The organism is Frateuria sp. YIM B11624 (assembly GCF_049727805.1).
Classification (GTDB): Bacteria; Pseudomonadota; Gammaproteobacteria; order Xanthomonadales; family Rhodanobacteraceae; genus Frateuria_A.
Map to the genome: position 1 here is coordinate 33,517 of NZ_JBCNYA010000018.1, position 23,317 is coordinate 56,833.

The window sequence follows — 23,317 nt, forward strand, 5'->3', positions numbered from 1 at the left end:
CCACCCGCTCGCGCCGGCATCGCCGCGAGCGGGCTTGCGCAGGTACGCGCGCGGCGGGCAACTACTCGCCGCTGGCCTTCTGTTCCTTCTGCTCGGCCATGCGCTTTTCCAGGTAGTGGATGTTCTGGCCGCCATGATGGAAGCCGGCGTCGGCCATGATGCGCTGCTGCAGCGGGATGTTGCACTTGACGCCCTCGATCACCGTCTCGGCCAGGGCCAGGCGCATGCGGCAGATCGCGGTCTCGCGATCGGGGCCGTAGACGATCAGCTTGCCGATCATCGAATCGTAGTTGGGCGGAATGCGGTAGCCGTCGTACAGGTGCGTGTCCACGCGCACGCCCGGGCCGCCCGGGGCCTCGAAACGCTTCACCACGCCGGGGCTCGGCATGAAGGTGTCCGGGTCCTCGGCGTTGATACGGCATTCGATGGCGTGGCCGCGGATCTGCACGTCTTCCTGCTTGATCGAGAGCTTCTCGCCGCCGGCGATCAGCAACTGTTCGCGCACCAGGTCCACGCCGGTGATGAACTCGGTCACCGGGTGCTCGACCTGGATGCGGGTATTCATCTCGATGAAGTAGAAGCGGCCGTTTTCGAACAGGAACTCGAACGTGCCGGCGCCGCGGTAACCGATGCGCAGGCAGGCTTCCACGCAGACCTTGCCGATCTGCGCACGCAGTTCCGGCGTGATGCCCGGCGCCGGGGCTTCCTCGACCACCTTCTGGTGGCGGCGCTGCATCGAGCAGTCGCGCTCGCCCAGGTGGATCGCGTTGCCCTGGCCGTCGGCGAGCACCTGGATCTCCACGTGGCGCGGGTTCTCCAGGAATTTCTCCATGTACACCATGTCGTTGCCGAAGGCCGCCTTGGCCTCCTGCTTGGTCATGGTGATCGCGTTGGCCAGGTGCGCCTCGGTGCGCACCACGCGCATGCCGCGGCCGCCGCCACCGCCGGCGGCCTTGATGATCACCGGATAACCGATCTCGCGGGCGATGCGGATGTTTTCGTCGGTGTTGTCGCCCAGCGGGCCACCGGAGCCCGGCACGCACGGCACGCCGGCGGCCTTCATCGCCTTGATCGCCTCGACCTTGTCGCCCATCAGGCGGATCACGTCGGCGGTCGGGCCGATGAAGATGAAGCCGGACTGCTCGACCTGCTCGGCGAAGTCGGCGCGCTCGGAGAGGAAGCCGTAGCCCGGATGGATCGCCTGGGCGTCGGTGATCTCCGCCGCCGCGATGATGCGCGGGATGTTGAGGTAGCTGTCGACCGACGGCGCCGGGCCGATGCAGATCGCCTCGTCGGCCAGGCCCACGTGCTTGAGGTTGCGGTCGGCGGTGGAATGCACCGCGACCGTCTTGATGCCAAGGCTGTGGCACGCGCGCAGCACGCGCAGCGCGATCTCACCGCGGTTGGCAATGACGACTTTTTCTAGCATGGGAAGGGCTCCAAGGAGCCGGGAACGGAGAACGGGGAACGGGGAACGGTGAAGAGCAAAAGCGCGATATCGCAGCTCCTGGTTTTCCCCGTTCCCCGTTCCCTGTTCCCTGTTCCCGGACTAATCACGCAATCACGAACATCGGCTGGTCGAACTCGACCGGCTGCCCGTTCTCGACCAGGATCGCCTGCACGGTGCCGGCGACGTCGGCCTCGATCTGGTTGAACATCTTCATCGCCTCGATGATGCCCAGCGTCTCGCCGGCCTTGACCTGCTGGCCGACCTTGACGAAGGCGGCCGCGCCCGGCGTGGCGGAGGCGTAGAAGGTGCCGACCATCGGCGCCTTGACCACGTGGCCATCGGGCAGGCCGGGCGTGGCGGCGGGGGCTTCGGCGGCGGCCGGTGCGGCGGCCGGGGCCGCGACGGGAGCGAGCGGGGCGGCCTGCAGCGCGACCGGCGCCGCGGCGACGGCCATGCCGCCGGTGGGCACGCGCGACAGGCGCACCACTTCCTCGCCTTCCTTGATTTCCAGTTCCGCGAGGTTGGATTCCTCGAGCAGGTCGATCAGCTTCTTGATCTTGCGCAGATCCATGGGAGTGCCTTCTTGTTCGGGGCCGCACGCGGCGGCCGGTCGGTTCTGAAAAAGGGTCAGGCCGGCGCCAGCCGCCGCAGGGCGGCCTGGAGCGCCAGCGTGTAGCTGTCGGCGCCGAAGCCGCACACCACGCCCACCGCCAGGTCGGACAGGTAGGAGTGCCGGCGGAACGGCTCGCGCGCGTGCACGTTGGACAGGTGCACCTCGATGAACGGAATCGCCACCGCCGCCAGCGCGTCGCGCAGCGCGATGCTGGTGTGGGTGAAGGCGGCCGGGTTGATCAGGATCCAGTCGATGGCCTCATCGCGCGCCTGCTGGACGCGCTCGACCAGGGCGTGCTCGGCATTGGACTGGAAGCTCGCCAACTGGTGCCCGGCCGCCTGCGCCTGCGCGGCCAGCCGCGCGTCGATGTCCGCGAGCGTGTCGCGCCCGTAGACCTCCGGCTCGCGCGAGCCCAGCAGGTTGAGGTTGGGCCCGTGCAGGACCAGCAGTTTCGCCACGCCACACCTTGCAGCCAGCCGGGCGGACCCGGCGAGGGGGCGAAGTGTGCGCGCCCGGATCGATGTTGTCCACTTCGGCGCAGTTCGGCGATGTTTGACGGAGAACTGGCGCACAAACCGTGCGTGGGCGTATGGGTGGGGTGTCGGCGAAGAGCGCCCCCATCCGCCTTCGGCACCTTCCCCCGCCGGGCGGGGGAAGGCTCACCTCGCAGCATCCGATCCTTCCCCCGCTTGCGGGAAGGCCCACCTCGCAGCATCCGATCCTTCCCCCGCTTGCGGGAAGGCCCACCTCGCAGCATCCGATCCTTCCCCGCTTGCGGGGAAGGCCCACCTCGCAGCATCCGATCCTTCCCCCGCTTGCGGGGGAAGGTGCCCGAAGGGCGGATGGGGGCGGCCTTGCGGGGAGCAATCCTTATGGAGGACTCGCTCCGCCTCCAAGCCAGCCTTCCAGCGTCGCCCCATCCAGCACGCCCGCATGGCTGGCCAGCACCGAGCCGTCGGCATTGAGGAGCACGCTGTAGGGCAGCACGCCGGCGCCGTCGCCCAGTTGCCGCGCACTGTCCGGGTCGTCCAGCCGGCCCATCAGGATCGGGTAGTTGACCGGATAGGCCTTCAGGTAGGCGCGCACGTTGTCGGGCGTATCCATGGCAATGCCCACCACCACCGGACGATCGCCGCCGAACCGCGCCTGTGCCGCGGCCAGCGCCGGCATCTCCTTCCGGCACGGCCCGCACCAGGTGGCCCAGAAGTTGACCAGCACGCGCCGTCCCGCGTAGTCGGACAGCGCATGCTCGCGCCCGTCCAGGTCGGGCAGGCGCATCGCCGGCGCCGGCTGGCCGACCAGGTCGGCACCGCGCCGCACGCGCGAGGCGTGCTGCAGCCAGCCGCCCGCCACGGCGGCAAGCACCGCCAGGGCGAGGATCAGCCAGCTCGCGCGGGTCATCATGTCAGCGCGCCGCCTGGGTCAACGCCTGTTCGACTAGGCCCGAGGTGAGTACGGTGGGCAGCTTGCGTCCCTCGCCGCCGCCGTGCGGGAACACCACGTAGAGCGGCACGCCGGGCGAGTGGTACTGCTCGAGGAAGGCGGCGATGGTCGGGTTCACGTCGGTCCAGTCGCCCTTCATGTAGACCGTGCCGGTGCGCTGGAGCAGGTCGCGGAAGGCCGCCGTGTCCAGCACCGTGTGCTCGTTGGCCTTGCAGGTGACGCACCAGTCGGCAGTCATGTCGACGAACACCGGGGTGCCGGCGGCGCGCAGCTCGGCCAGCTTTTCCGGGCTGTAGGCGACCACGCCGTCGCCGGCCTGCGCCGCACGCATCGGCGGGGGCAACTGCGACAAGGCATACAGCGGCGCCGCGGTAGCCAGCAGCGCCAGCAGCACCGGCGCGCGAACCAGGCCGCCGCGGCCACGGCTGCGCTCGAACCACCACAGGGCCAGCGCCAGGAACACGCCAGCGACCAGCAGCAGGCCCACCGCGTCGGCGCCGCGCTGGTTGGCCAGCACCCAGGCGAGCCAGGCGGCGGTGAGGTACATCGGGAAGGCCAGGAACTGCTTGAGCGTTTCCATCCAGCGGCCCGGCCGCGGCAGCCGCCGCGCCAGGGCCGGCACGAAACCGACCAGCAGGAACGGCAGCGCCAGGCCGATGCCGAGCGCCACGAATACCAGCAGTGCGTGCACGGCCGGCGCGGCGAAGGCATAGGCCAGCGCGCTGCCCATGAACGGCGCCGTGCAGGGGCTGGCCACCACCACCGCCAGCACGCCGGTGAAGAAGTCGCCGGCCGCGCCGCCGCGCGTGGCCAGCCCGGCGCCGGTGTTGCCCAGCGAGGCGCCGAACTGCACCAGCCCGGACATCGACAGGCCCACCGCGAGCATCACCAGCGCCAGCACGCCGACCAGCAGCGGCTGCTGCAACTGCGTGCCCCAGCCCAGCGCGTGGCCGGCCGAGCGCAAGGCGAGGATGCCCAGGCCCAGCGCCACGAAGCTCAGCAGCACGCCGGCCGTGTAGGCCAGCGCATGCGCGCGCGCGCGCGCCGGACTCTCGCCGCTTTCCAGGAGGCCCACCGCCTTGATCGACAGCACCGGCAGCACGCACGGCATCAGGTTCAGCACCAGACCGCCGCCGAGGGCGAGCAGCAGGGCGAGCCAAAGGCTGGTCTGTAGCGGACCCTGCGTCGCGGACGTCGGCGGCGCTTCCGGGGCGGTGGCCGTGGGCGTACCGGTCGCCGGTGCGCCGCCGAGGTCGACGTCCAGCACGCGGGTCATCATCGGATAGCACAGGCCGCCGTCCTGGCAGCCCTGGAAGCTGGCTTCCAGCACCAGACGCGTGCGTCCGCCCGCGTCGCCCGTGACGGTCACCGGCAGGTCCAGCTCGTTGAAGTAGACGGTGACGTCGCCGAAGTGCGGATCGTCCTTGCGCGTGCCGGCCGGCCACTGCGGCGCCAGCGCCAGGCCCTTGCCGTCGCGCAACTGCAGCCGGGTCTGGTCGCGGTACAGGTAGTAGCCGGGCGGCATCGTCCAGCGCAGCAGCAGGTGCTGAGGGTCCTGCGCCACCGCTTCGAGCCTGAACGCCTGCTCGGCGGGGAGCGGGGTATCGCCGCCGGTGGAACCGTGGGTGGCGCCCAGGCTCTGCAGCGCGGCGCCGAGCGATCCGCCCCCGGCCGCGGCGCCGGCCGCGGGCAGCGGCAGGTCCAGTTGCTCGGTATGCGGCGGATAGCAGATCTTCGGATCGACCTCGTGGCAGCCCTGGAACTGCACGCCCAGGCGCAGCCGCGTGGTGCCCGGCGCCACCGTGTACGGCACGCTGGCGTCGATCGCGTGGTGGTAGATCTCCACGTCGCCCAGGTACTCGTCGTGGTGCTTCTCGCCGTCGGGAAAGGTCGGCTCGCCCAGCGTCACGCCGTCGGCCGGCTTGAACTTCATGCGGCCGCGGTAGAGGTAGTAGTCCGGCGCGATTTCCCAGTGCAGCTTGAGCACGCCCGGCGTGGAGGCGTCGGCGCTGAGCTTGTAGGCCTCGGTGACGGGCAGCAGGCCATCGTCCTCCTGCGCCGTCGCGGGAAGCGTGAACAGCAGGCCCAGCAGAAGCAGGGCGAAGGCGGCCAGCCGGCCGGAAAACATCGATCGCATCATGGGGACCCTGGGTGGGTTGAAGGGATTATGGCGCGGCTTGCGCCGCGCCGCCGATGGCTGCGGCCTTATGCCGGCCGCGTCGTCGGCCGTGGACGCAGCACGCCGGTGGTGAGTGCCACGCCGAACAGGATCACGATGCAACCGCCGGCCATCGCCAGGGTCACCCGTTCGCCGAGGAACAGCGCGCCCCACAGCACCGCGAAGGCGGGGATCAGGTACAGCACCACCATCGTGCGCGCCGCGCCGGTGCGCGCGATCAGTTGGAAGAACAGCACGTAGGCCACCGCCGTGCACAGCACCGCCAGGCCGGCCATGGCGGCCCATGCCTCCGCGCCGGGCGGCCGCGCCGGCCAGTACGCGAGCGTCGCGGGCGCCAGCAGCAGGGCGGAGACGAACTGCCCGCCGGCCGCGGCGGTCAGCGACGACACCGCCGGCAGCCGGCGTTCGCTGTAGTGCGCGGTGAAGGCATAGCAGGCCACCGCGCCGAGGCAGGCCGCGATCGCCCAGCCGCTGCCCGCGCCGCCGTGCGTGTTCCCGGCGCTGCCGCCGATCAGCCACAGCACGCCGGCCAACCCGACCAGCAGACCGGCCAGGCGCATCCCGTCGAGCTTCTGGCCCAGCCACAGCCAGCCGGAGGCGGCCACCAGCAGCGGCGTGAGCGCGTCGAAGATCGCCGACAGGCCCGCCGGCAGGCTGCGTGCCGCGAACGAGAAGAGCACGTAGGGCAACGCGCCGTTGCTCACGCCGACCACCGCGATCGGCCAGGCGTGCCGGCGCAATTCGGCGCGACGGCCGGCGCTGGCCAGCAGTGGCAGGAAGCACAGCGAGGCGCCGATCGCCCGCAGGCCCGCCAGCGCCATGCCGCCGAAGGCGTCCGCGCCCATCCGCATGAACAGGAACGAGGCGCCCCACAGCGCGCCGAGCAGCAACAGCATGGCCAGGTCGAGGCGTTTCATCGGCAGCTCCGGCGCGTGGAATGGGCTCAGGCTAGGTGGCGTGCTGGACTTGCAAAAGATCCACAATGAGGCAAGTCTCTTGGTCCAATTTTCCCGGCTGGAGGGCGCGTGCATCCGTTCGAGTTCCCGCTGGAACTGCCTCCGCGCGGCTCGCGCCAGCGCCTGCACGCGCTGCACGCGCAACTGCGCGCGGCGATTCTGGACGGGCGCCTCGCCGCCGGCCTGCGCCTGCCGGCCACGCGCGAACTGGCCACCGCGTTGGGGCTCTCGCGCAACACCGTGGTCGCCGCCTACGAGCGGCTGCTCAGCGAGGGCTACCTCGAGGCGCGCCAGGGCGCCGGCAATTTCGTGGCGGCGCTGGGTACGCCGCGCCCATCGGCGCCCGCCGCCGACGGCACCGACCGCCGGCTCGCGGCACCCTGGCGCGGCATCGCTCCGCCGCCGCCGCCGACGCCGGCCACGGTGCCCTGCGACTTCCGCCTGGGCAGCCCGGACGCGCGGCCGTTTCCCTTCGACGTATGGCGGCGCTTGTCGATGCGCGCCTGGCGCGCGGCCTCGCGCGCGGCGCCCGTGTACGGCGCGCCGCAGGGACAGCCGGCGCTGCGCGAGGCGATTGCTCATCACGTGGCGTTCGCCCGCGCGGTGGCCTGCGGCCCGGACGACGTGATCGTCACCCGCGGCGCGCAGCAGGCGTTCGACCTGCTCGCGCGCGTGCTGGTGACGCCGGGTCGCACGGTGGTCGCGGTGGAGGAGCCAGGCTATCCGCCGCTGCGCGAGGCTTTCGCGGCGGCCGGGGCGAAACTGGTCGGCGTGCCGGTGGACGCCGAGGGGTTGGTGGTCGAGCGCCTGCCCGCGCAGGCGCGGGTGATCTACGTGACGCCCTCGCACCAGTTCCCGCTCGGCGTCACCCTGTCGCCGCGGCGCCGCGCGGCGCTGCTGGCCTTCGCCCAGGCACACGGCGCCACCGTGATCGAGGACGACTACGACAGCGAGTTCCGCTACGGCGAACGCCCGCTCGACGCGCTGCAGACGCTCGATCGCGCCGGCACGGTCTGCTACGTCGGCACCTTTTCCAAGTGCCTGTTCCCGGCGCTGCGGCTGGGCTACGCAGTGGCACCGGCGTGGCTCGCCCCGGCGCTGGCCCGGGCCCGGCGGCTGGCGGACGGCTACGGCGATCCGGCTGCGCAGGAGACGCTCGCCGCGTTCATCGCCGAGGGGCATCTGGCGCGGCACGTGCGACGCATGCGGCGCGTCTACGCGCAACGGCGCGAGCGGCTGCTGGAGGCGCTCGATCGCCATGGCCGCGGCCGCCTGGAGGTCTGGCCCTCCAGCGCCGGCCTGCACCTGGCGGCGCGGCTGCCGCGCGGGGTGCGCGCGTGCGAGCTGGTCGCGCAGGCGGCGGCGCAGGGCATTCACCTGGAGGCGCTCGGGGGCTATGCGTTGGGCCGACCGGCGCCCAACGGTCTGGCCTTCGGCTTCGGGCGGGTGGAAGAGGCTACGATCGACGAGGCGGTGCGGCGGATCGCGCGGTTGCTCGGTTGATTCCCGAGCCCCGGAACGGTGGTTCCCCTGTTTTGCCGGCGATTGGCTCTTATCCGCTCCAAGGGCGCGGACCAGCATGGAGGCCTCTCTCCATCGGAACCTTCCATGCGCCGCCTGCTCCTGCTCTGCCTGTGGATGCTTGCCCTCCCGTCGTGGGCCGATTCCGGCCAGCAGCGTGCCGTGGCCGCCGGCCGCAGCCTGGTCGGTACGCCGGCGCCGCGGCTGCGGCTCACGACCATCGATGGCCAGACCATCGACCTGGGCAAGCTGTACGGCCGCAAGGCGGTCTACCTGAAGTTCTGGGCCACCTGGTGCGTGCCCTGCCGCGAGCAGATGCCGCACTTCGAACGTACCTTCGAACAGGCCGGGTCCGACCTGGAAGTGATCGCCGTCGACGTCGGTTTCGAGGACAGCGTGGAACAGGTGCGCAAGTACCGCCGCGAGATGGGCCTGAAGATGCCGATCGTGTTCGACACGGACGGCACGCTGGGCGAAGCGTTCCGCCTGCGCGTGACGCCGCAGCACGTGGTGATCGGCCGCGACGGGCGCATCGCCTTCGTCGGCCACGAGGTCAACGATGCGCTGGAACATGCGCTGGTCGCCGCGCGGCACGCCGATGCGGCGCCCCCGGTCGCGCCGTCGACGGAAGTGCCCACCCATCGCGACACGGACGAACGCCTGCCGACGCTGGCGATCGATACGCTCGATGGCGGCCGCTTCCGGATCGGCGCCGGCGCACCGGCGCAGCCGACTGTGCTGGTGTTCGTTTCGCCCTGGTGTGAGAGCTACCTGGCCGACAGCCGTCCCGCCGTCGCGGCGGCCTGCCGGCGCATGCGCGAGCAGGTGGCGTCGCTGTCCGCCGCGCCGGGCGTGCGCTGGCTGGGCATCGCCTCGGGCCTGTGGGCCGAGCGCGCCGACGTGGAGGCCTGGGGCCGCAAGCACGCCGTGGCGATACCGCTGGCGCTGGATACCGACGGCGCGCTGTTCCGCCGCTTCGGCGTGATGCACGTGCCGACCGTGCTGCTGGCGGACGCGCAGGGGCGCATCGTGCGGCGGCTGGACGGACAGGCCGATCTCGCCGCCGCGCTGCGGCCGTTGCTCGGCGCGGGCAAGGCGCATTGATGCGCCGGCTGGCCTGGGCGTGGGTGCTGTGCTTGCCGCTGACGACATTCGCCGGCGGCGCCAGCGAGCACCGCCTGCTGGATACGCCGCTGGCGAATGCGCCGGGCCGGCAACTGACCGCGATCACCGTGCGCTACGCGCCGGGCGAGTCCTCCCGCGCGCACCGGCATCCCGGCGCAGCCTTCGTCTACGTGCTCGAAGGGCGCGTGCGCAGCGCATTGGCGGGGCAGCGCCCGCGCGTCTATCGCGCTGGCGAGAGCTGGTTCGAGCCGCCGGGCGCGCATCACCGGATCAGCGCCAATGCCAGCGACCGCGAGCCGGCGCGTCTGCTGGTGGTGTTCGTGGCCGCGCCTGGTGCGCCGCTCAGCGTGCCCGAGGTGTCATCCGATCGGCCGAAGGATCCAGCGAAGTGACGGCGGTTGTTGCGCCTCAGCCTTCTTCGGCGGCCAGGCGCGACGTCCCGCGCCACGCGCCGACCAGCCCGGTAGTGAGCGCTGTGCCCAGCAGGATCGCCGCGCAGCCGCCGAGCATGCCGGCGGTCACCGGCTCGTGCAGCAGCAGCGCGCCCCACAGCACGCCGAAGGCCGGGATCAGGTAGGGGATCACCATGATCCGCGTGGCGCCGACCCGGGCCAGCACCCAGAAGAACAGCACGTAGGCCAGCGCGGTGCACAGCACGGCCAACCCCGCCGCCGCCAGCCATGCCTGCAGCGGCGGCGACTGCGCCGGCCAGGCCAGTACCGTCGGCGGCAGCAGCACCAGCGCCGCCACCATGTGGCTGCCGACGGTCACCACCAGCGGATTGACGCTGGCCAGGCGCAGGTGCGTGTAGTGCACCACGTAGCCGTAAAGCATGGTGGCGACCACGCCGGCGAGCAGTGCCGTGCCCGCACCCGGCCCCAGCGCCAGGCTGCCCTCGGCCAGCCAGGCCACCCCGGCGAAGCCGGCCAGCAGTCCGACGATGCGCCAGCCATCGAGCCGCTGGCCCAGCCACAGCCAGCCGACCACGGCGGCGAACATCGGCGTCAGTCCGTCGATGATCGAGGCCAGTCCGGCCGGCAGGCTGCGCGTGGCGAAGGTGAACAGGGCGAAGGGCAGCGCCGAATTGACCAGGCCGACCACGGCGATGGGTTTCCAGTGCGCCCGCCATTCGGCCAACCGCGCCCGCGAGAGCAGCAGCGGCAGGAAGCACAGCGCCGCGCCGATGGCGCGCAGCCCGGCCAGCGGCCAGGCACCGAAGGCGCCGGCGCCCATGCGCATGAACAGGAACGAGCCGCCCCACAGGGCGCCCAGCGAAAGCAGGACAGCGTAGTCGATCTTCTTCATCTTGGGGCGGGCGGGAAGGGGGAGATGCGAGTTTGCGGCAGTGCCACTGACAACGGCTGTCAGCAGTCTTGCGGCGCCTCGGCCGTCGCCTCGCGGACCCAGGCCAGGTAGGGAGGATGCGCGTGCTCGACCGGCACCGCGATGAGCTCGGGCAGGTCGTACGGATGCAGCGCCAGCAGGCGCGTGCGCAGGGCCTCGAAGCGGGCGGCGGTGGTCTTGATCAGCAGCAGGTGCTCGGCATCGGTGGTCACCTTGCCCTGCCAGCGATAGGTCGAGGCGATGCCGGGCAACTGGTTCACGCAGGCGGCCAGGCGCTCGGCGACCAGCGCCTCGGCGATGCGCCGGGCGCTGTCGGCATCGGGGCAGGTGCAGTAGCAGAGCAGGACGGGTTCGGGCATGGCGCGGCATGGTAGCCCCTCCCGCGCCCCGGCCGTCGAAGCTGGCCGGATCGCTTCGCGCCAGGCCAAGCCTTGAAACGCCGCGGGCACCACCCCACCTGCAAGGCCATTCGCGGTCCAGCCTCTTGCAGGGGCCGGCCGCGTCGCTAGAATTGGCACTCACCGTCACCGAGTGCTAACAGCAGCTCGGTGATCCTCGCTTTCTTTCAACCCGAACTAGTGGAGTTCCGTCCATGAGCAAACTGCGTCCGCTGCACGATCGCGTCATCGTCAAGCGCCTGGAAGAGGAGCGCGTCTCCGCCGGCGGCATCGTCATCCCCGACAGCGCCACCGAGAAGCCGACCCGCGGCAAGGTCATCGCCGCCGGCACCGGCCGCATCCTGGAAGACGGCAACGTGCGCCCGATGAGCCTGAAGGAAGGCGACGTGGTCCTGTTCGGCAAGTACGCCGGCCAGGAAATCAAGATCGACGGCGAAGAGCTGGTCTTCCTGAAGGAAGACGACATCGTGGCGGTGATCGAGGGTTGATCGACAGACTGGCTGAGCGCGGAAAACAAGCGCGCACGCCAGTCGCCTCCGGCTCCTTCTGAACGCATCCCGCGGAATTTTCCGTACCTATTTCAATTTTTTTCGAGGAAAAAAATTCATGTCAGCCAAAGAAGTCCGCTTCGGCGAAGACGCCCGCTCGCGCATCCTCAAGGGCGTGAACACCCTGGCCAACGCGGTCAAGGTCACCCTCGGCCCGAAGGGCCGCAACGTCGTGCTCGAGAAGAGCTTCGGCGCCCCGACGATCACCAAGGACGGCGTGTCCGTCGCCAAGGAGATCGAGCTGGCCGACAAGTACGAGAACCTCGGCGCGCAGATCGTCAAGGAAGCCGCCTCCAAGACCTCCGACGTCGCCGGTGACGGCACCACCACCGCCACCGTGCTGGCGCAGGCGTTCATCCAGGAAGGCCTCAAGGCCGTCGCCGCCGGCATGAACCCGATGGATCTGAAGCGCGGCATCGACAAGGCCGTGGTTGCGGCCGTCGGCGAGCTCAAGAAGCTGTCGAACCCGACCGCCGACGACAAGGCGATCGCGCAGGTCGGCACGATCTCGGCCAACTCCGATTCCAACATCGGCGACATCATCGCCACCGCGATGAAGAAGGTCGGCAAGGAAGGCGTGATCACCGTCGAGGAGGGCTCGGGCTTGGAGAACGAGCTCGACGTCGTCGAAGGCATGCAGTTCGACCGCGGCTACCTGTCGCCGTACTTCATCAACAACCAGCAGTCGCAGCAGGTCGAACTGGACGATCCGTTCATCCTGATCCACGACAAGAAGATCTCCAACGTCCGCGAGCTGCTGCCGATCCTCGAAGGCGTCGCCAAGGCCGGCAAGCCGCTGCTGATCGTCGCCGAGGAAGTCGAGGGCGAGGCGCTGGCCACGCTGGTGGTCAACACCATCCGCGGCATCGTCAAGGTCGCCGCCGTCAAGGCGCCGGGCTTCGGTGACCGCCGCAAGGCGATCCTCGAGGACATCGCGATCCTGACCAACGGCCAGGTGATCTCCGAGGAAGTCGGCCTGCAGCTGGAGAAGGCCACCATCAACGACCTGGGCCGCGCCAAGCGCGTGGTGATCACCAAGGAAAACACCACGATCATCGACGGCGCCGGCGAAGCCGAGCGCATCCAGTCGCGCATCAGCCAGATCAAGGCGCAGATCGAGGAGACCTCCTCCGACTACGACCGCGAGAAGCTGCAGGAGCGCGTGGCCAAGCTGGCCGGCGGCGTGGCCGTCATCAAGGTCGGTGCCGCCACCGAGGTCGAGATGAAGGAGAAGAAGGCCCGCGTCGAAGACGCCCTGCACGCGACCCGTGCGGCGGTCGAGGAAGGCGTGGTGCCGGGCGGCGGTGTCGCCCTGATCCGTGCGCTCAAGGCCGTCGAAGGCATCAAGGGCGACAACGAGGACCAGAACCTCGGCATCGCCATCACCCGCCGCGCGCTGGAAGCGCCGCTGCGCGCGATCGTCGCCAATGCCGGCGAGGAGCCCTCCGTGATCCTCAACAAGGTCAAGGACGGTTCGGGCAACTTCGGTTACAACGCGGCCACCGGCGAGTTCGGCGACATGGTCGGCATGGGCATCCTGGACCCGACCAAGGTGACCCGTACCGCGCTGCAGCACGCCTCCTCGGTCGCCGGCCTGGCGATCACCACCGAGGCGATCGTCGCCGAGCTTCCGAAGAAGGAAGAGCACAACCACGGCGGCGCACCCGGCGGCATGGGTGGCATGGGCGGCATGGACTTCTAAGTCACCGCTTCCCCCGCAGTACCGAGAAAACCCCGCCGCGTGCGGGGTTTTCCTTTTCTGTGGCGGGGGCACCTGTTGGAGCTCCGGTGCTTGGGGCGATTGGGCTTCGTCGATAGTTCTGGGCGGCTCTAACGTGGGCTCCACGCGACTGGGCTCGCCTGCGGCGGGCTTCCGACCGCCTGTCGGCGCTCGGGTCACTTTTCTTTGCTGGCCCAAAGAAAAGTAACCAAAAGAAACGGCCTGCTCAGCCCAGGGTGAGATAAAAGCTAGGTGCCCTTACGCCTTGCTGAGTACCTCTATTGCTCTTAGAGGAGCTGCCGCCGCTATATCGCGGGCGCTCGGGAGCTGAGGCAAGGGAGGCATGTGGGCTCGTGCGCGAGCGGTGCGCAGTTGTACGTATCGAGACCGATGCCTGCAGGCGTGCGACGCTCTGCTCCCTCTCCCCTCCGGGGAGAGGGTTGGGGTGAGGGGCCGGGGCTCGCGGGGATGCGTGCGAGAACGGCCATTCACTGCAACCGTGCCGGTGGCTGGTCCACAATGCCCGCTCCCCGAAGGCGATGCTCTCCCATGCTCTTCCGCTGGTTCGAATCCCTGATCGACCCGTTCAAGGAACCGGTGGACACCATGCCGCCGCGGCCGGTCGGTCGCTTCTATCTGTTCTACCTGCGCCAGGTGTGGCCGATGTTCGTGGCTGTGCTGGTGGTCGGCTTCTTCGTCTCGGTCATCGAGGTGTCGCTGTTCGCCTTCATCGGTCGGCTGGTGGACATGGCCAAGGTCGCCGAGGGCGCGGCGTTCTTCCGCCAGCATGGGCGCGAGCTGGCCTGGATGGCGTTCGTGGCGCTGGTCGCGCGGCCGCTGTTCAACGCGATGCACGACCTGCTGGTCAACCAGGCGATCGTGCCGAACGTGACGGCGCGCATCCGCTGGCAGAACCATCGCTACGTGATCCGCCAGAGCCTCGCGTTCTTCCAGAACGATTTCGCCGGACGCATCGCCAACCGCATCATGCAGACCGGCAGCTCGCTGCGCGAATCGGCGGTGCAGATCGTCGATGCGATCTGGTACGTGGCGATCTACACCGGCAGCGCCATCGTGATGTTCGCCCAGGCCGACGCCTGGCTGGCCGCGCCGCTGGTGCTGTGGCTGCTGCTCTACGTCGCCACGCTGGCGTTCTTCATCCCGCGCACGCGGCAGCGTTCATGGAAGGCCTCCGAGGCGCGCTCGAAGCTGATGGGCCGCATCGTCGACGGCTACAGCAACATCCTCACGCTCAAGCTCTTCGCGCACACGCGGCGCGAGGAAGCCTACGTGGCCGACGCGCTGCACGAGCAGGTCGACAAGACGCGCGCGATGACCCGCCAGACCACGGCGATGGACGCCACCATCACCACGCTCAACGGCTTCCTGATCGTCGGCACCTCGGGTCTGGCGCTGTGGCTGTGGAGCCGCGGCCAGGTCACGGTCGGTGCGATCGCGCTGTCGACCGGCCTGGTGATCCGCATCAACAACATGTCCGGCTGGATCATGTGGGTGGTCAACGGCATCTTCGAGAACATCGGCACGGTGCAGGACGGCATGGAAACCATCGCGCAGCCGCGCACGGTGCAGGACGCGCCCGGCGCCACGCCGCTCGCCGTCACGCGCGGCGACGTGCGCTTCCAGGACATCCATTTCCACTACGGCAAGGCCGGCGGCGTGATCGCGGGACTCGACCTGGTCGTGCACGCCGGCGAGAAGATCGGCCTGGTCGGTCCTTCCGGCGCGGGCAAGTCCACGCTGGTGAACGTGCTGCTGCGGCTGTACGACCTGGAGGGCGGGCGCATCCTCGTCGACGGGCAGGACATCGCCCACGTCACCCAGGAGAGCCTGCGCTCGCAGATCGGCGTGGTCACCCAGGACACCTCGCTGCTGCACCGCTCGATCCGCGACAACCTGCTCTACGGCCGCCCGGACGCGAGCGCGTCGCAGATCGCCGAGGCGGTGCGCAAGGCGCGCGCAGACGAGTTCATCCCGACGCTCTCCGACGGCGAAGGCCGGCAGGGCTACGACGCCTACGTGGGCGAGCGCGGCGTCAAGCTATCCGGCGGCCAGCGCCAGCGCATCGCGATCGCCCGGGTGCTGCTCAAGGACGCGCCGATCCTGGTGCTGGACGAGGCCACCAGCGCGCTCGATTCGGAAGCAGAAGCGGCGATCCAGGAAAGCCTGGACCTGCTGATGCAGGGCAAGACCGTCATCGCCATCGCGCACCGGCTTTCCACCATCGCGCGGATGGACCGGCTGGTGGTGCTGGACAAGGGGCGCATCGTGGAGAGCGGCACGCATGCGCAGCTGATCGCGCACGGCGGTCTGTACGCACGGCTGTGGGAGCGCCAGACCGGCGGCTTCGTGGCGGCGGAGGATGCGCTGGCCTAGCCGGCGCACGGATCGGCGCCTTTCCGCGGGGCGGGAAGGCGCCGATGGGTTTCCCGTTCGAAGGACTCAGTGTCCGTGCGCGCGGGCTTTTTTCTCGAGGGCCTTGACGTCCGACGGGTTGGTCAGCGTGGCGCTGCCGTCGAGTCTGGTGGAGGACTCGGCCGCCTGGGTCTGCTTGAGCAGGCCGCCAAGGCCCAGGTTCGACGTGCTGGTCGTGTCGCCGCTGACGCTGGCGCCGGCATCCGTCGTGCTGCCACCCGCGCCCGCGTTCGAAAGCGCGCCGGTGGTGGATACGCCGGCGTGGGCCGAGCCCCCGGCGCTGGTGCCGGTGCCGGTCGGCACGACCTGGGTGAAGGCCGGGAGGGCAAGCACGCTGGCGGCGGCAAAGGCGGCAAACAGGATCGTGCGCATGGGATGGCTCCGGCGGATAGGTGATCCCGACACTAGGCCGATCTGCCCGAGCGCATTCTGAATCGGCGCGGTGTCGCTTAAGCGGGCGGACAGAAGGCTGAACGCCGGGTTGTCGACCGGTGGTGAAGCACGCAGCGATCTGCGTTCGGCACCGCTTGCCGCCGGCCGGCAGTTGGCCGGGAACCGCCCGCGCGCTATGCCGTTTCGAGGTCGCGCACGGTCGCCTGCAAGGCATGCGCAATGGCCACGGCCGCCTCGCGTCCGTCGTGCACGGCGCGCACCACCAGATCGGCCCCGCGTACGTTGTCGCCGCCGGCGAACACGCGCGGATGGGTGGTCTGGAACGGCAGGCGATCGTCGCCGCCGACCACCAGCCGGCCGTCGCCGTGCAAGGCGAGGCCGTGCGACGCGCACCATGCGGGTGGGCTGGGGCGGAAGCCGAAGGCCTGGATCACCACGTCGGCGCGCAGGTCGGTTTCCGTGCCGGGCACGTTGCGCGGCGCCAGGCGACCACGGCCGTCGTCGGCCAGCTCGGTGGTCACCACGCGCACCGCGCGCACGCGTCCGCCCTCGCCCAGCAACTCCATCGGCTGGCGCTGGAACAGGAAGCGCACGCCTTCTTCGCGGCTGTAGCCGACCTCGCGCGCGGAGCCGGGCATGCTGGCCTCGTCGCGGCGGTAGACGCAGGTGACCGAAGCGGCGCCCAGGCGCAGCGCGGTGCGGTTGCAGTCCATACCGGTGTCGCCGCCGCCGAGCACCACCACGTGCCTGCCGGACAGGTCCAGCGCCGACGGCAGCGGCGCGTCCTCGAGCAGCCGCTCGACGTTGGCGATAAGGAACGGCAGCGCGTCGTGCACGCCGGCCAGATCGCGCCCGGGCAGGGCGCCGTCGACGAACGCGTAGGCGCCGGTGCCGAGGAACACCGCGTCGTAGTCGGCCAGCAGTTCGCCGAAGGGAATGCCGTTGCCGATCTCGACGCCGAGGTGGAAGCGCACGCCCATGCCTTCGAGCAGCGCGCGCCGCGTGCGCACCACCGCCTTGTCCAGCTTGAACGGCGGAATGCCGAAGGTGAGCAGGCCGCCGATCTCGCGCTGGCGGTCGAACACGTCCACCGCTACCCCGGCACGGCGCAGACGGTCGGCGCAGGCCAGTCCCGCGGGGCCGGCACCGACCACCGCCACGCGGTGGCCGGTCTCGCGCACGTGCGAGAGATCCGGCCGCCAGCCCAGGCGCAACGCCTCGTCGGTGACCCAGCGCTCCACGCTGCCGATGGTCACCGCGCCGAAGGCGGTCTGCTCCAACGTGCAGGCGCCTTCGCACAGGCGGTCCTGCGGGCAAACGCGGCCGCAGATTTCCGGCAACGGGTTGGTTTCGTACATCAGCGTGGCGGCGTCGAGGATGCGGCCTTCCTGCACCAGCTTGAGCCATTGCGGGATGTGGTTGTGCACCGGGCAGGCGTGCGCGCAGTACGGGTTGCCGCAGTCGATGCAGCGGCCGGCCTGCGCGGCGGCCTCGGGCGGGGCGAACTCGCCGGCGATCTCGCCGTAGCCGAGCACGCGGATGGTCACCGGCACGGTGCGTGGCGGTTGGCGGGGGAGGTCGAGGAACTGGAAGAGCTTGTCGGTCATGGGGTGCTCCTCCGGTTTGCGTGTCGACGGCGACGGTGCAGGGAAAGCGCGCATTGCGGCGAGCCCCGGCCCCTCACCCCAACCCTCTCCCCGGAGGGGAGAGGGGGCGAACGCGAAAAGCCGTTATTGGATAACGGCGGGGTCATGCCGCGCTCCGCAGTTCGTCGGCCAGCGCGGCCAGGCTCGCGGCCTTGGGCTTGACCAGCCAGAACTTGTACTGCAGCCCGCGGAAGTCGCGCAGGATGCGTTCGCCCCAGGTGCTTCCGGTATGCGCCACGTGCCGCTCGATCAGCCGGCGCAGGTGCTGCATGTGGTGCTCCATGCCCTCCGGCGAGATGCGCAAGAGATCCACCAGTTCGTGGTTGTAGCAGTCGACGAAGTCGCGCTCGATGTCCAGCACGTAGGCGAAGCCGCCGGTCATGCCGGCGCCGAAGTTGAGGCCGACCTTGCCGAGCACCACCACCACGCCGCCGGTCATGTACTCGCAGCAGTGGTCGCCGGCGCCTTCCACCACCGCCAGCGCGCCGGAGTTGCGCACGGCGAAGCGCTCGCCGGCGCGGCCGGCGGCGAACAGCTCGCCGTCGGTGGCGCCGTACAGGCAGGTGTTGCCGAGGATCGCCGCGTCCTGGCTGGCGAACGCCGCATCGGTCGGCGGCCTGACCACGATGCGCCCGCCGGCCATGCCCTTGCCGACGCCGTCGTTGGCCTCGCCGGTCAGCGCGATGTGCAGGCCGCGCGCGTTCCACGCGCCCAGGCTCTGCCCGGCGCTGCCCTCCAGTTCCAGCGTGATGGGTTCGGCCAGGCCCGCATCGCCCCAGCGCCGCGCGATGGCGCCGGACAGGCGCGCACCGATGGCGCGGTCGGTGTTGGCGACGGCGTACCTGAAGCAGCCGCCGGCGCCCAGTTCGACCAGCGGCGCGGTGTCGGTTTCGATCTGTCGCGCGAGTGTGGCCTCGTCGCGCTGCGGATTGCGCGGCAGCACGCAGGCGCTGTCCACGCCGGCATCCAGGCCACCGAGCAAGGGCGCGAGATCCAGCCGCCGCTGTACCGGCGTATGGCCTTCCAACTGCGCGAGCAGCTCGGTGCGCCCGACGATCTCGCCCAGCGATCGTGCCCCCAGTCGCGCCAGATGCGCGCGCACGTCCTCGGCGAGCAGGCGGAAATAATTCGCCACCATCTCCGGCAGCCCGGTGAAGTGCTCCGCGCGCAGCACCGGGTGCTGCGTCGCCACGCCGGTGGCGCAGTTGTTGAGGTGGCACAGGCGCAGGTACTTGCAGCCCAGCGCCACCATCGGGCCGGTGCCGAAACCGAAGCTCTCGGCGCCGAGCAGCGCCGCCTTGACCACGTCCAGCCCGGTCTTCAGGCCACCGTCGGTCTGCAGCCGCACGCGGCCGCGCAGGTCGTTGCGGCGCAGGGTCTGCTGCGTCTCGGCCAGGCCCAGTTCCCACGGCGTGCCGGCGTACTTGATCGAGCTGAGCGGGCTGGCGCCGGTACCGCCGTCGTGGCCGCTGACGGTGATGAGGTCGGCGCCCGCCTTGACCACGCCCGCGGCCACCGTACCGACGCCGGCATGGCTCACCAGCTTCACCGAGACCAGCGCGTGCGGGTTGACCTCCTTCAGGTCATGGATCAGCTGCGCCAGGTCCTCGATCGAGTAGATGTCGTGGTGCGGCGGCGGCGAGATCAGCCCGATGCCCGGCTTGGCGTAGCGCAGCCGCGCGATGGTGGCGTCGACCTTGTGGCCGGGCAACTGGCCGCCTTCGCCGGGCTTGGCGCCCTGGGCGATCTTGATCTGCAGCACCTCGGCGTTGACCAGGTAGGCGGGCGTCACGCCGAAGCGGCCGGAAGCGACCTGCTTGATCTTCGACATCTTCTCGGTGCCGTAGCGCGCCGGATCCTCGCCACCTTCGCCGGAGTTGCTGCGCGCACCGAGACGGTTCATCGCGATCGCCAGCGCCTCGTGCGCCTCGGGCGAGAGCGCGCCCAGCGACATGCCGGCCGAATCGAAACGCTTGAGGATCGCCTCGGCCGGTTCCACCTCGTCCAGCGCAAGCGGCGCGTCCAGCGGCTGCGGCGCGAGCAGGTCGCGCAGCGCGGAGGGCGGGCGACGGTCGACCGCGTCGGCATACGCGCGCCAGTCCTCCGTGCGGCCGCTGCGCACCGCCTTCTGCAGCGTGCCGATCACGTCCGGGTTGTACATGTGGTACTCGCCGCCGTGGACGAACTTGTATAGCCCGCCGACGCGCAGCGGGCGCGCCTGTTCCCACGCCTCGGCGGCGAGCACGCGCTGGTCCGCCTCCAGCTCGGCGAAGCCGGCGCCGCCGATGCGCGAGGGCGTGCCGGGGAAGCACAGATCCACCACCTCGCGTGCCAGACCCACGATCTCGAACAACTGCGCACCGCGGTAGCCGGCGATGGTCGAGATGCCCATCTTGGAGAGGATTTTCAAAAGGCCCTTGCGGACGCCGCGGCGATAGCTGCGCCCGAGCTCCTGCCGGTCGGCACCGATGCGCCCTTCGCGGCCGAGCTCGAACAGGCTCTGGTAGGCCAGCCACGGATAGATCGCAGTGGCGCCGAAGCCGACCAGGCAGGCGAACTGGTGCGGGTCGCGCGGCGTGGCGGTCTCCACCAGCAGGTTGCACTGGCAGCGCAGGCCCTCTTCGACCAGGTGCGCATGCACGGCGCCGACCGCGAGCAGGGCATGGATCGGCAGCGTGTCGCGCGCGGGGTAGCGGTCGCTCAGGAAAACCAGCGCATGGCCGGCGCGTACCGCCTCGGCGGTTTCGCGGCACAGGCGGCGCAGCGCCGCTTCCAGGCCTTCCTCCGGCGCGTACTGCAGGTCGAAGCGCGGCGTGTCCTCGAACTGCGGCAGCGCCAGCAACTGGCGCAGCTTGCGCTGCGAGAGGACCGGCGAATTGACCAGCACCTGCCGCGCGTTCTCGGACTTCAGCTCCAGCACGTTGCCCTCGGGCCCGAACTGGGTCACCAGCGACATCACCAGCTTCTCGCGCAGCGGGTCGATCGGCGGGTTGGTGACCTGCGCGAAGGCCTGGCGGAAGCGGTCGAACAGCGGGCGCACCTGGTGCGACATGGCGGCGATCGGCGTGTCGTCGCCCATCGAGCCGGTGGCCTCGGCTTCCAGCTCGGCGATCACCTTGAGCACGCTCTCGCGTTCCTCGCGGGTCAGGCCGTAGAGCTTCTGGTAGCGGTGCAGCTCGTCCGGCGGCAACGGCTCGGCGGCGAGCGAGGGATCGATCAGGTCCGATTCGAGATAGCTCACGCCGGCGCGCAGCCAGTCGCGGAACGGGGCGCGCGCGCGGTTGATCGCATCGATGTCGGCGTCGTGCAGCAGGCGGTGCTGGGCGAAGTCCACCGCCAGCATCTCTCCCGGCCCGAGCCGGCCCTTGGCGACGATGCGCGAGGCGGGCAGGTCCCACAAGCCGGCCTCGGAGGCGACGATCAGGTGGTTGTCGTCCGACAGCGCCCAGCGCGCGGGCCGCAGGCCGTTGCGGTCCAGCGTGCAGGCGGCGTAGCGGCCGTCGCACATCACCAGGCCGGCGGGGCCGTCCCAGGGCTCGCTGTGCAGCGCGTAGTACTCGTAGAAGCCGGCCAGGTCCTCGTCCAGGTTCTCGCGCGCGGCGAACGCCGGCGGCACCAGCACGCGCATGGCCGCGAGCAGGTCCAGGCCGCCGGCGAGCAGCACCTCCAGCGCGTTGTCCAGGCTCTCCGAATCGGAACCGTCCTGGCGCACCAGCGGGCCGAGGTCCGACAGCTCCAGCCGCGGCGAGCGCAGCACCGCCGCGCGCGCCTGCATCCAGCGACGGTTGCCGCGGATCGTATTGATCTCGCCGTTGTGCGCGAGCAGCCGGAACGGCTGCGCCAGCCGCCACTGCGGCGTGGTGTTGGTGGAAAAGCGCTGGTGGAACACCACCGCGTCGCTGGCCAGCGCAGGGTGGCGAAGGTCGGCGTACACCTCGCGCAGGCGGCCGGGCGCGGCCATCGCCTTGTAGCCGATCACCTGCGCCGACAGGCTGACCACGTAGAAATGCGGATCGCCACTCAGCGCCAGTTCGGCGCGCCGGCGCGCGCGGAACAGCGCGCGTTCGAAGGCGTCGGCGTCCATCTCCGGCGCAGCATCCACGAACAGCTGGCGCACCCGCGGCTGCGCTGCGGCGGCGAGCGGACCGCAGGCCTGCGGGTCGACCGGCACCTCGCGCCAGCCGGCCACGTGCAGCCCTACCTCGGTCAGTTGCGTTTCCAGCACGTCGGCGCCGCGGGCCTCGACGGGATCGAGGAACACCAAACCCGCGGCGAAACGCTCGGCCGGCGCCAATCCGGCCTCGGCGGCCAGGGCACGCAGCCAGGCCGTCGGCTGCCGTATCAGTACGCCGCAGCCATCCCCGCTGATGCCGTCGGCATTGACGCCGCCGCGGTGCGACAGCCGCGCCAGCGCGGTGAACGCGGTATCGACCAGGGCGGCAGTGGCGCGGCCGTCGATCTGTGCGACGAGTCCGAAACCGCAGCTGTCGTGCTCGAAGGCGGGATCGTAGAGGGAGGCGACGCGAGACTCTGGCATGGCACCTGCTCGGCCTTGGCGAAAAGGCACGCATGCGCCACCCATCCGGCAGGACATGCGCGAACGGTCCCACTTGAGCACAAATGTTGCGATGCGTCAAACATGGACGGCTAGACGTCCAATAGGGATTGGCGTTCGCGAGCCATGCAGGCAGCCGACGCCGGGTCGCGCCTGACCGGCGGACGCCGAAAGGCAGGAAATTTATGGGTGATCTCGGCCACCAGTGATGATGGAATGCACCGGCGCGACTAAAAGGAACGCTTGCGAAGGCATTCCAAGCGAACTGTGCAATTGCAGCATCAGAAAAGAAAGAGCCCCGCAGGGCGGGGCTCTCCATCGGCTTGCGCGGGTTGGCTCAGTGACCGCGCCCGTCGGCCTTGGCGCGAACCTTCGCATCGGCGCCTACCGAGGTTCCGGTAGCGGTTTGCCGGACCGTGTCGCCCACCGAGCCGGCCGTGCGGCTGGTGCTGTCGATGGCCGTGTGCGCGCTGTCGCTGACCTGGCCGCCGATCCCGCGCGCGGTGCCGCTGGCATGGTCGACGGCGGCGCCGGCGTCCACGCTGGCGCCCGCGCGGACACCTGCGTTCGCATCGGCGCGGTGCTCGCCGGTCGCGGCCGCGGCCGAGCCTTGCGCGCCGAGATCCGCGTCGGCCCTGCCATGGCGGTCGAGCGTGCGATGGCTGCGCTCCATGGTCCGGTCGGCGGCATGGCGCGTTTGACGGTCGGCGCGCTGCAGGGCGTCGCCTGCGCGGGTGCCGACCTGGCCGGCGGTGGCGCCCACGGCACCGTTGGCGCCGGCGGTCACGCCTGCGCCGACGTGGCCGGCGCCGCCGAGGCTGACCTGAGCCAGCGCGGGCAGCACGGCGAACACGCTGGCACCAATCAAAGCAGCAAGCAGAGTCTTACGCATGGGATGCCTCCAGTCGTGGAAAGCCGCGAATACGCTTCGCGGTTGCCCCGACCGTAGGCAGGCGTTCCCTACCTCACTCTGAACACGCCCGCGTCCGCTTA

At 70.5% G+C, this 23,317-nt stretch carries 18 protein-coding genes; 6 read left to right on the plus strand and 12 right to left on the minus strand.

The genetic code is table 11. The annotated features are described in order from the left end of the window. Positions 1-61 precede the first annotated feature (61 nt). From accC to AAIL17_RS10740, 6 genes are all read right to left on the minus strand, one after another. The gene (accC, locus tag AAIL17_RS10715) at positions 62-1,429 is read right to left on the minus strand and encodes an acetyl-CoA carboxylase biotin carboxylase subunit (RefSeq protein ID WP_424682830.1); all 1,368 of its coding nucleotides are present in this window, start codon (positions 1,427-1,429) and stop codon (positions 62-64) included. 124 nt (positions 1,430-1,553) lie between these two features. Next, entirely contained in the window at positions 1,554-2,021 is a 468-nt protein-coding gene (gene accB, locus AAIL17_RS10720) for an acetyl-CoA carboxylase biotin carboxyl carrier protein (protein ID WP_424682831.1), read from the minus strand. 56 nt (positions 2,022-2,077) lie between these two features. Continuing rightward, positions 2,078-2,521: a type II 3-dehydroquinate dehydratase gene (gene aroQ / locus AAIL17_RS10725; protein ID WP_424682832.1), complete on the minus strand. Its 444-nt coding sequence runs from the start codon at positions 2,519-2,521 to the stop codon at positions 2,078-2,080. Between the two features lie 412 nt (positions 2,522-2,933). Next, positions 2,934-3,467 (minus strand): TlpA family protein disulfide reductase, encoded by a 534-nt coding sequence (locus tag AAIL17_RS10730; RefSeq protein WP_424682833.1) that lies wholly within the window; start codon positions 3,465-3,467, stop codon positions 2,934-2,936. Between the two features lies 1 nt (position 3,468). Further along, entirely contained in the window at positions 3,469-5,643 is a 2,175-nt protein-coding gene (locus tag AAIL17_RS10735; protein WP_424682872.1) for a protein-disulfide reductase DsbD family protein, read from the minus strand. Between the two features lie 68 nt (positions 5,644-5,711). Beyond that, complete coding sequence (locus AAIL17_RS10740; RefSeq protein ID WP_424682834.1) at positions 5,712-6,602, minus strand: DMT family transporter; 891 nt, start codon at positions 6,600-6,602, stop codon at positions 5,712-5,714. A 108-nt stretch (positions 6,603-6,710) separates the two neighbouring features. Between AAIL17_RS10740 and AAIL17_RS10745 the strand changes: the two genes are divergently transcribed. The 3 genes from AAIL17_RS10745 (at position 6,711) to AAIL17_RS10755 (ending at position 9,679) form a co-directional block, all read left to right on the plus strand. Next, entirely contained in the window at positions 6,711-8,144 is a 1,434-nt protein-coding gene (locus tag AAIL17_RS10745; RefSeq protein ID WP_424682835.1) for a PLP-dependent aminotransferase family protein, read from the plus strand. Between the two features lie 105 nt (positions 8,145-8,249). Continuing rightward, positions 8,250-9,266, plus strand: a complete 1,017-nt coding sequence (locus AAIL17_RS10750) for a TlpA family protein disulfide reductase (protein ID WP_424682836.1) — start codon at positions 8,250-8,252, stop codon at positions 9,264-9,266. Then, complete coding sequence (locus AAIL17_RS10755) at positions 9,266-9,679, plus strand: cupin domain-containing protein (RefSeq protein ID WP_424682837.1); 414 nt, start codon at positions 9,266-9,268, stop codon at positions 9,677-9,679. The genes AAIL17_RS10750 and AAIL17_RS10755 overlap by 1 nt, the downstream gene beginning before the upstream one ends. A 16-nt stretch (positions 9,680-9,695) precedes the next feature. On the opposite strand, the gene AAIL17_RS10760 is transcribed toward AAIL17_RS10755, so the two are convergent. Together AAIL17_RS10760 and cutA are read right to left on the minus strand one after the other, a co-directional pair. After that, the gene (locus AAIL17_RS10760) at positions 9,696-10,592 is read right to left on the minus strand and encodes a DMT family transporter (protein ID WP_424682838.1); all 897 of its coding nucleotides are present in this window, start codon (positions 10,590-10,592) and stop codon (positions 9,696-9,698) included. Positions 10,593-10,651: 59 nt separating this feature from the next. Continuing rightward, entirely contained in the window at positions 10,652-10,990 is a 339-nt protein-coding gene (cutA, locus tag AAIL17_RS10765) for a divalent-cation tolerance protein CutA (protein WP_424682839.1), read from the minus strand. A 233-nt stretch (positions 10,991-11,223) separates the two neighbouring features. On the opposite strand from cutA, the gene groES reads away from it, so the two are divergent. The 3 genes from groES to AAIL17_RS10780 all read left to right on the plus strand — a co-directional run bounded on the left by groES (position 11,224) and on the right by AAIL17_RS10780 (position 15,691). Beyond that, complete coding sequence (gene groES / locus AAIL17_RS10770; protein WP_049623107.1) at positions 11,224-11,517, plus strand: co-chaperone GroES; 294 nt, start codon at positions 11,224-11,226, stop codon at positions 11,515-11,517. Between the two features lie 118 nt (positions 11,518-11,635). Beyond that, positions 11,636-13,279: a chaperonin GroEL gene (groL, locus tag AAIL17_RS10775; protein ID WP_424682840.1), complete on the plus strand. Its 1,644-nt coding sequence runs from the start codon at positions 11,636-11,638 to the stop codon at positions 13,277-13,279. Positions 13,280-13,846: 567 nt separating this feature from the next. Continuing rightward, a complete protein-coding gene (locus tag AAIL17_RS10780) occupies positions 13,847-15,691 on the plus strand; it encodes an ABC transporter ATP-binding protein (protein ID WP_424682841.1) in 1,845 nt (614 codons plus the stop codon). A gap of 66 nt (positions 15,692-15,757) precedes the next feature. Here the strand turns inward: AAIL17_RS10780 and AAIL17_RS10785 are convergent, their stop codons facing one another. The 4 genes from AAIL17_RS10785 to AAIL17_RS10800 all read right to left on the minus strand — a co-directional run bounded on the left by AAIL17_RS10785 (position 15,758) and on the right by AAIL17_RS10800 (position 23,216). Continuing rightward, on the minus strand, positions 15,758-16,102 hold the full coding sequence (locus AAIL17_RS10785; protein ID WP_424682842.1) for a hypothetical protein: 345 nt from the start codon (positions 16,100-16,102) through the stop codon (positions 15,758-15,760). A 194-nt stretch (positions 16,103-16,296) separates the two neighbouring features. Further along, positions 16,297-17,730, minus strand: a complete 1,434-nt coding sequence (locus AAIL17_RS10790) for an FAD-dependent oxidoreductase (RefSeq protein ID WP_424682843.1) — start codon at positions 17,728-17,730, stop codon at positions 16,297-16,299. Positions 17,731-17,872: 142 nt separating this feature from the next. Continuing rightward, positions 17,873-22,306 carry a glutamate synthase large subunit gene (gltB, locus tag AAIL17_RS10795; protein WP_424682844.1) on the minus strand — a complete coding sequence of 1,478 codons (4,434 nt, stop codon included), beginning with the start codon at positions 22,304-22,306 and terminating at the stop codon, positions 17,873-17,875. Between the two features lie 355 nt (positions 22,307-22,661). Then, positions 22,662-23,216, minus strand: coding sequence for a hypothetical protein (locus tag AAIL17_RS10800; RefSeq protein WP_424682845.1), 555 nt, complete (start codon positions 23,214-23,216; stop codon positions 22,662-22,664). Positions 23,217-23,317: the final 101 nt, after the last annotated feature.

Bases quoted from the DNA above. Each gene is read 5' to 3' on its own strand.
- accC (WP_424682830.1), bottom strand. From the start codon at position 1,429: ATGCTAGAAAAAGTCGTCATTGCCAACCGCGGTGAGATCGCGCTGCGC.
- accB (WP_424682831.1), bottom strand. From the start codon at position 2,021: ATGGATCTGCGCAAGATCAAGAAGCTGATCGACCTGCTCGAGGAATCC.
- AAIL17_RS10730 (WP_424682833.1), bottom strand. From the start codon at position 3,467: ATGATGACCCGCGCGAGCTGGCTGATCCTCGCCCTGGCGGTGCTTGCC.
- AAIL17_RS10735 (WP_424682872.1), bottom strand. From the start codon at position 5,643: ATGCGATCGATGTTTTCCGGCCGGCTGGCCGCCTTCGCCCTGCTTCTG.
- AAIL17_RS10740 (WP_424682834.1), bottom strand. From the start codon at position 6,602: ATGAAACGCCTCGACCTGGCCATGCTGTTGCTGCTCGGCGCGCTGTGG.
- AAIL17_RS10750 (WP_424682836.1), top strand. From the start codon at position 8,250: ATGCGCCGCCTGCTCCTGCTCTGCCTGTGGATGCTTGCCCTCCCGTCG.
- AAIL17_RS10755 (WP_424682837.1), top strand. From the start codon at position 9,266: ATGCGCCGGCTGGCCTGGGCGTGGGTGCTGTGCTTGCCGCTGACGACA.
- AAIL17_RS10760 (WP_424682838.1), bottom strand. From the start codon at position 10,592: ATGAAGAAGATCGACTACGCTGTCCTGCTTTCGCTGGGCGCCCTGTGG.
- cutA (WP_424682839.1), bottom strand. From the start codon at position 10,990: ATGCCCGAACCCGTCCTGCTCTGCTACTGCACCTGCCCCGATGCCGAC.
- groES (WP_049623107.1), top strand. From the start codon at position 11,224: ATGAGCAAACTGCGTCCGCTGCACGATCGCGTCATCGTCAAGCGCCTG.
- groL (WP_424682840.1), top strand. From the start codon at position 11,636: ATGTCAGCCAAAGAAGTCCGCTTCGGCGAAGACGCCCGCTCGCGCATC.
- AAIL17_RS10780 (WP_424682841.1), top strand. From the start codon at position 13,847: ATGCTCTTCCGCTGGTTCGAATCCCTGATCGACCCGTTCAAGGAACCG.
- AAIL17_RS10785 (WP_424682842.1), bottom strand. From the start codon at position 16,102: ATGCGCACGATCCTGTTTGCCGCCTTTGCCGCCGCCAGCGTGCTTGCC.
- AAIL17_RS10790 (WP_424682843.1), bottom strand. From the start codon at position 17,730: ATGACCGACAAGCTCTTCCAGTTCCTCGACCTCCCCCGCCAACCGCCA.
- gltB (WP_424682844.1), bottom strand. From the start codon at position 22,306: ATGCCAGAGTCTCGCGTCGCCTCCCTCTACGATCCCGCCTTCGAGCAC.
- AAIL17_RS10800 (WP_424682845.1), bottom strand. From the start codon at position 23,216: ATGCGTAAGACTCTGCTTGCTGCTTTGATTGGTGCCAGCGTGTTCGCC.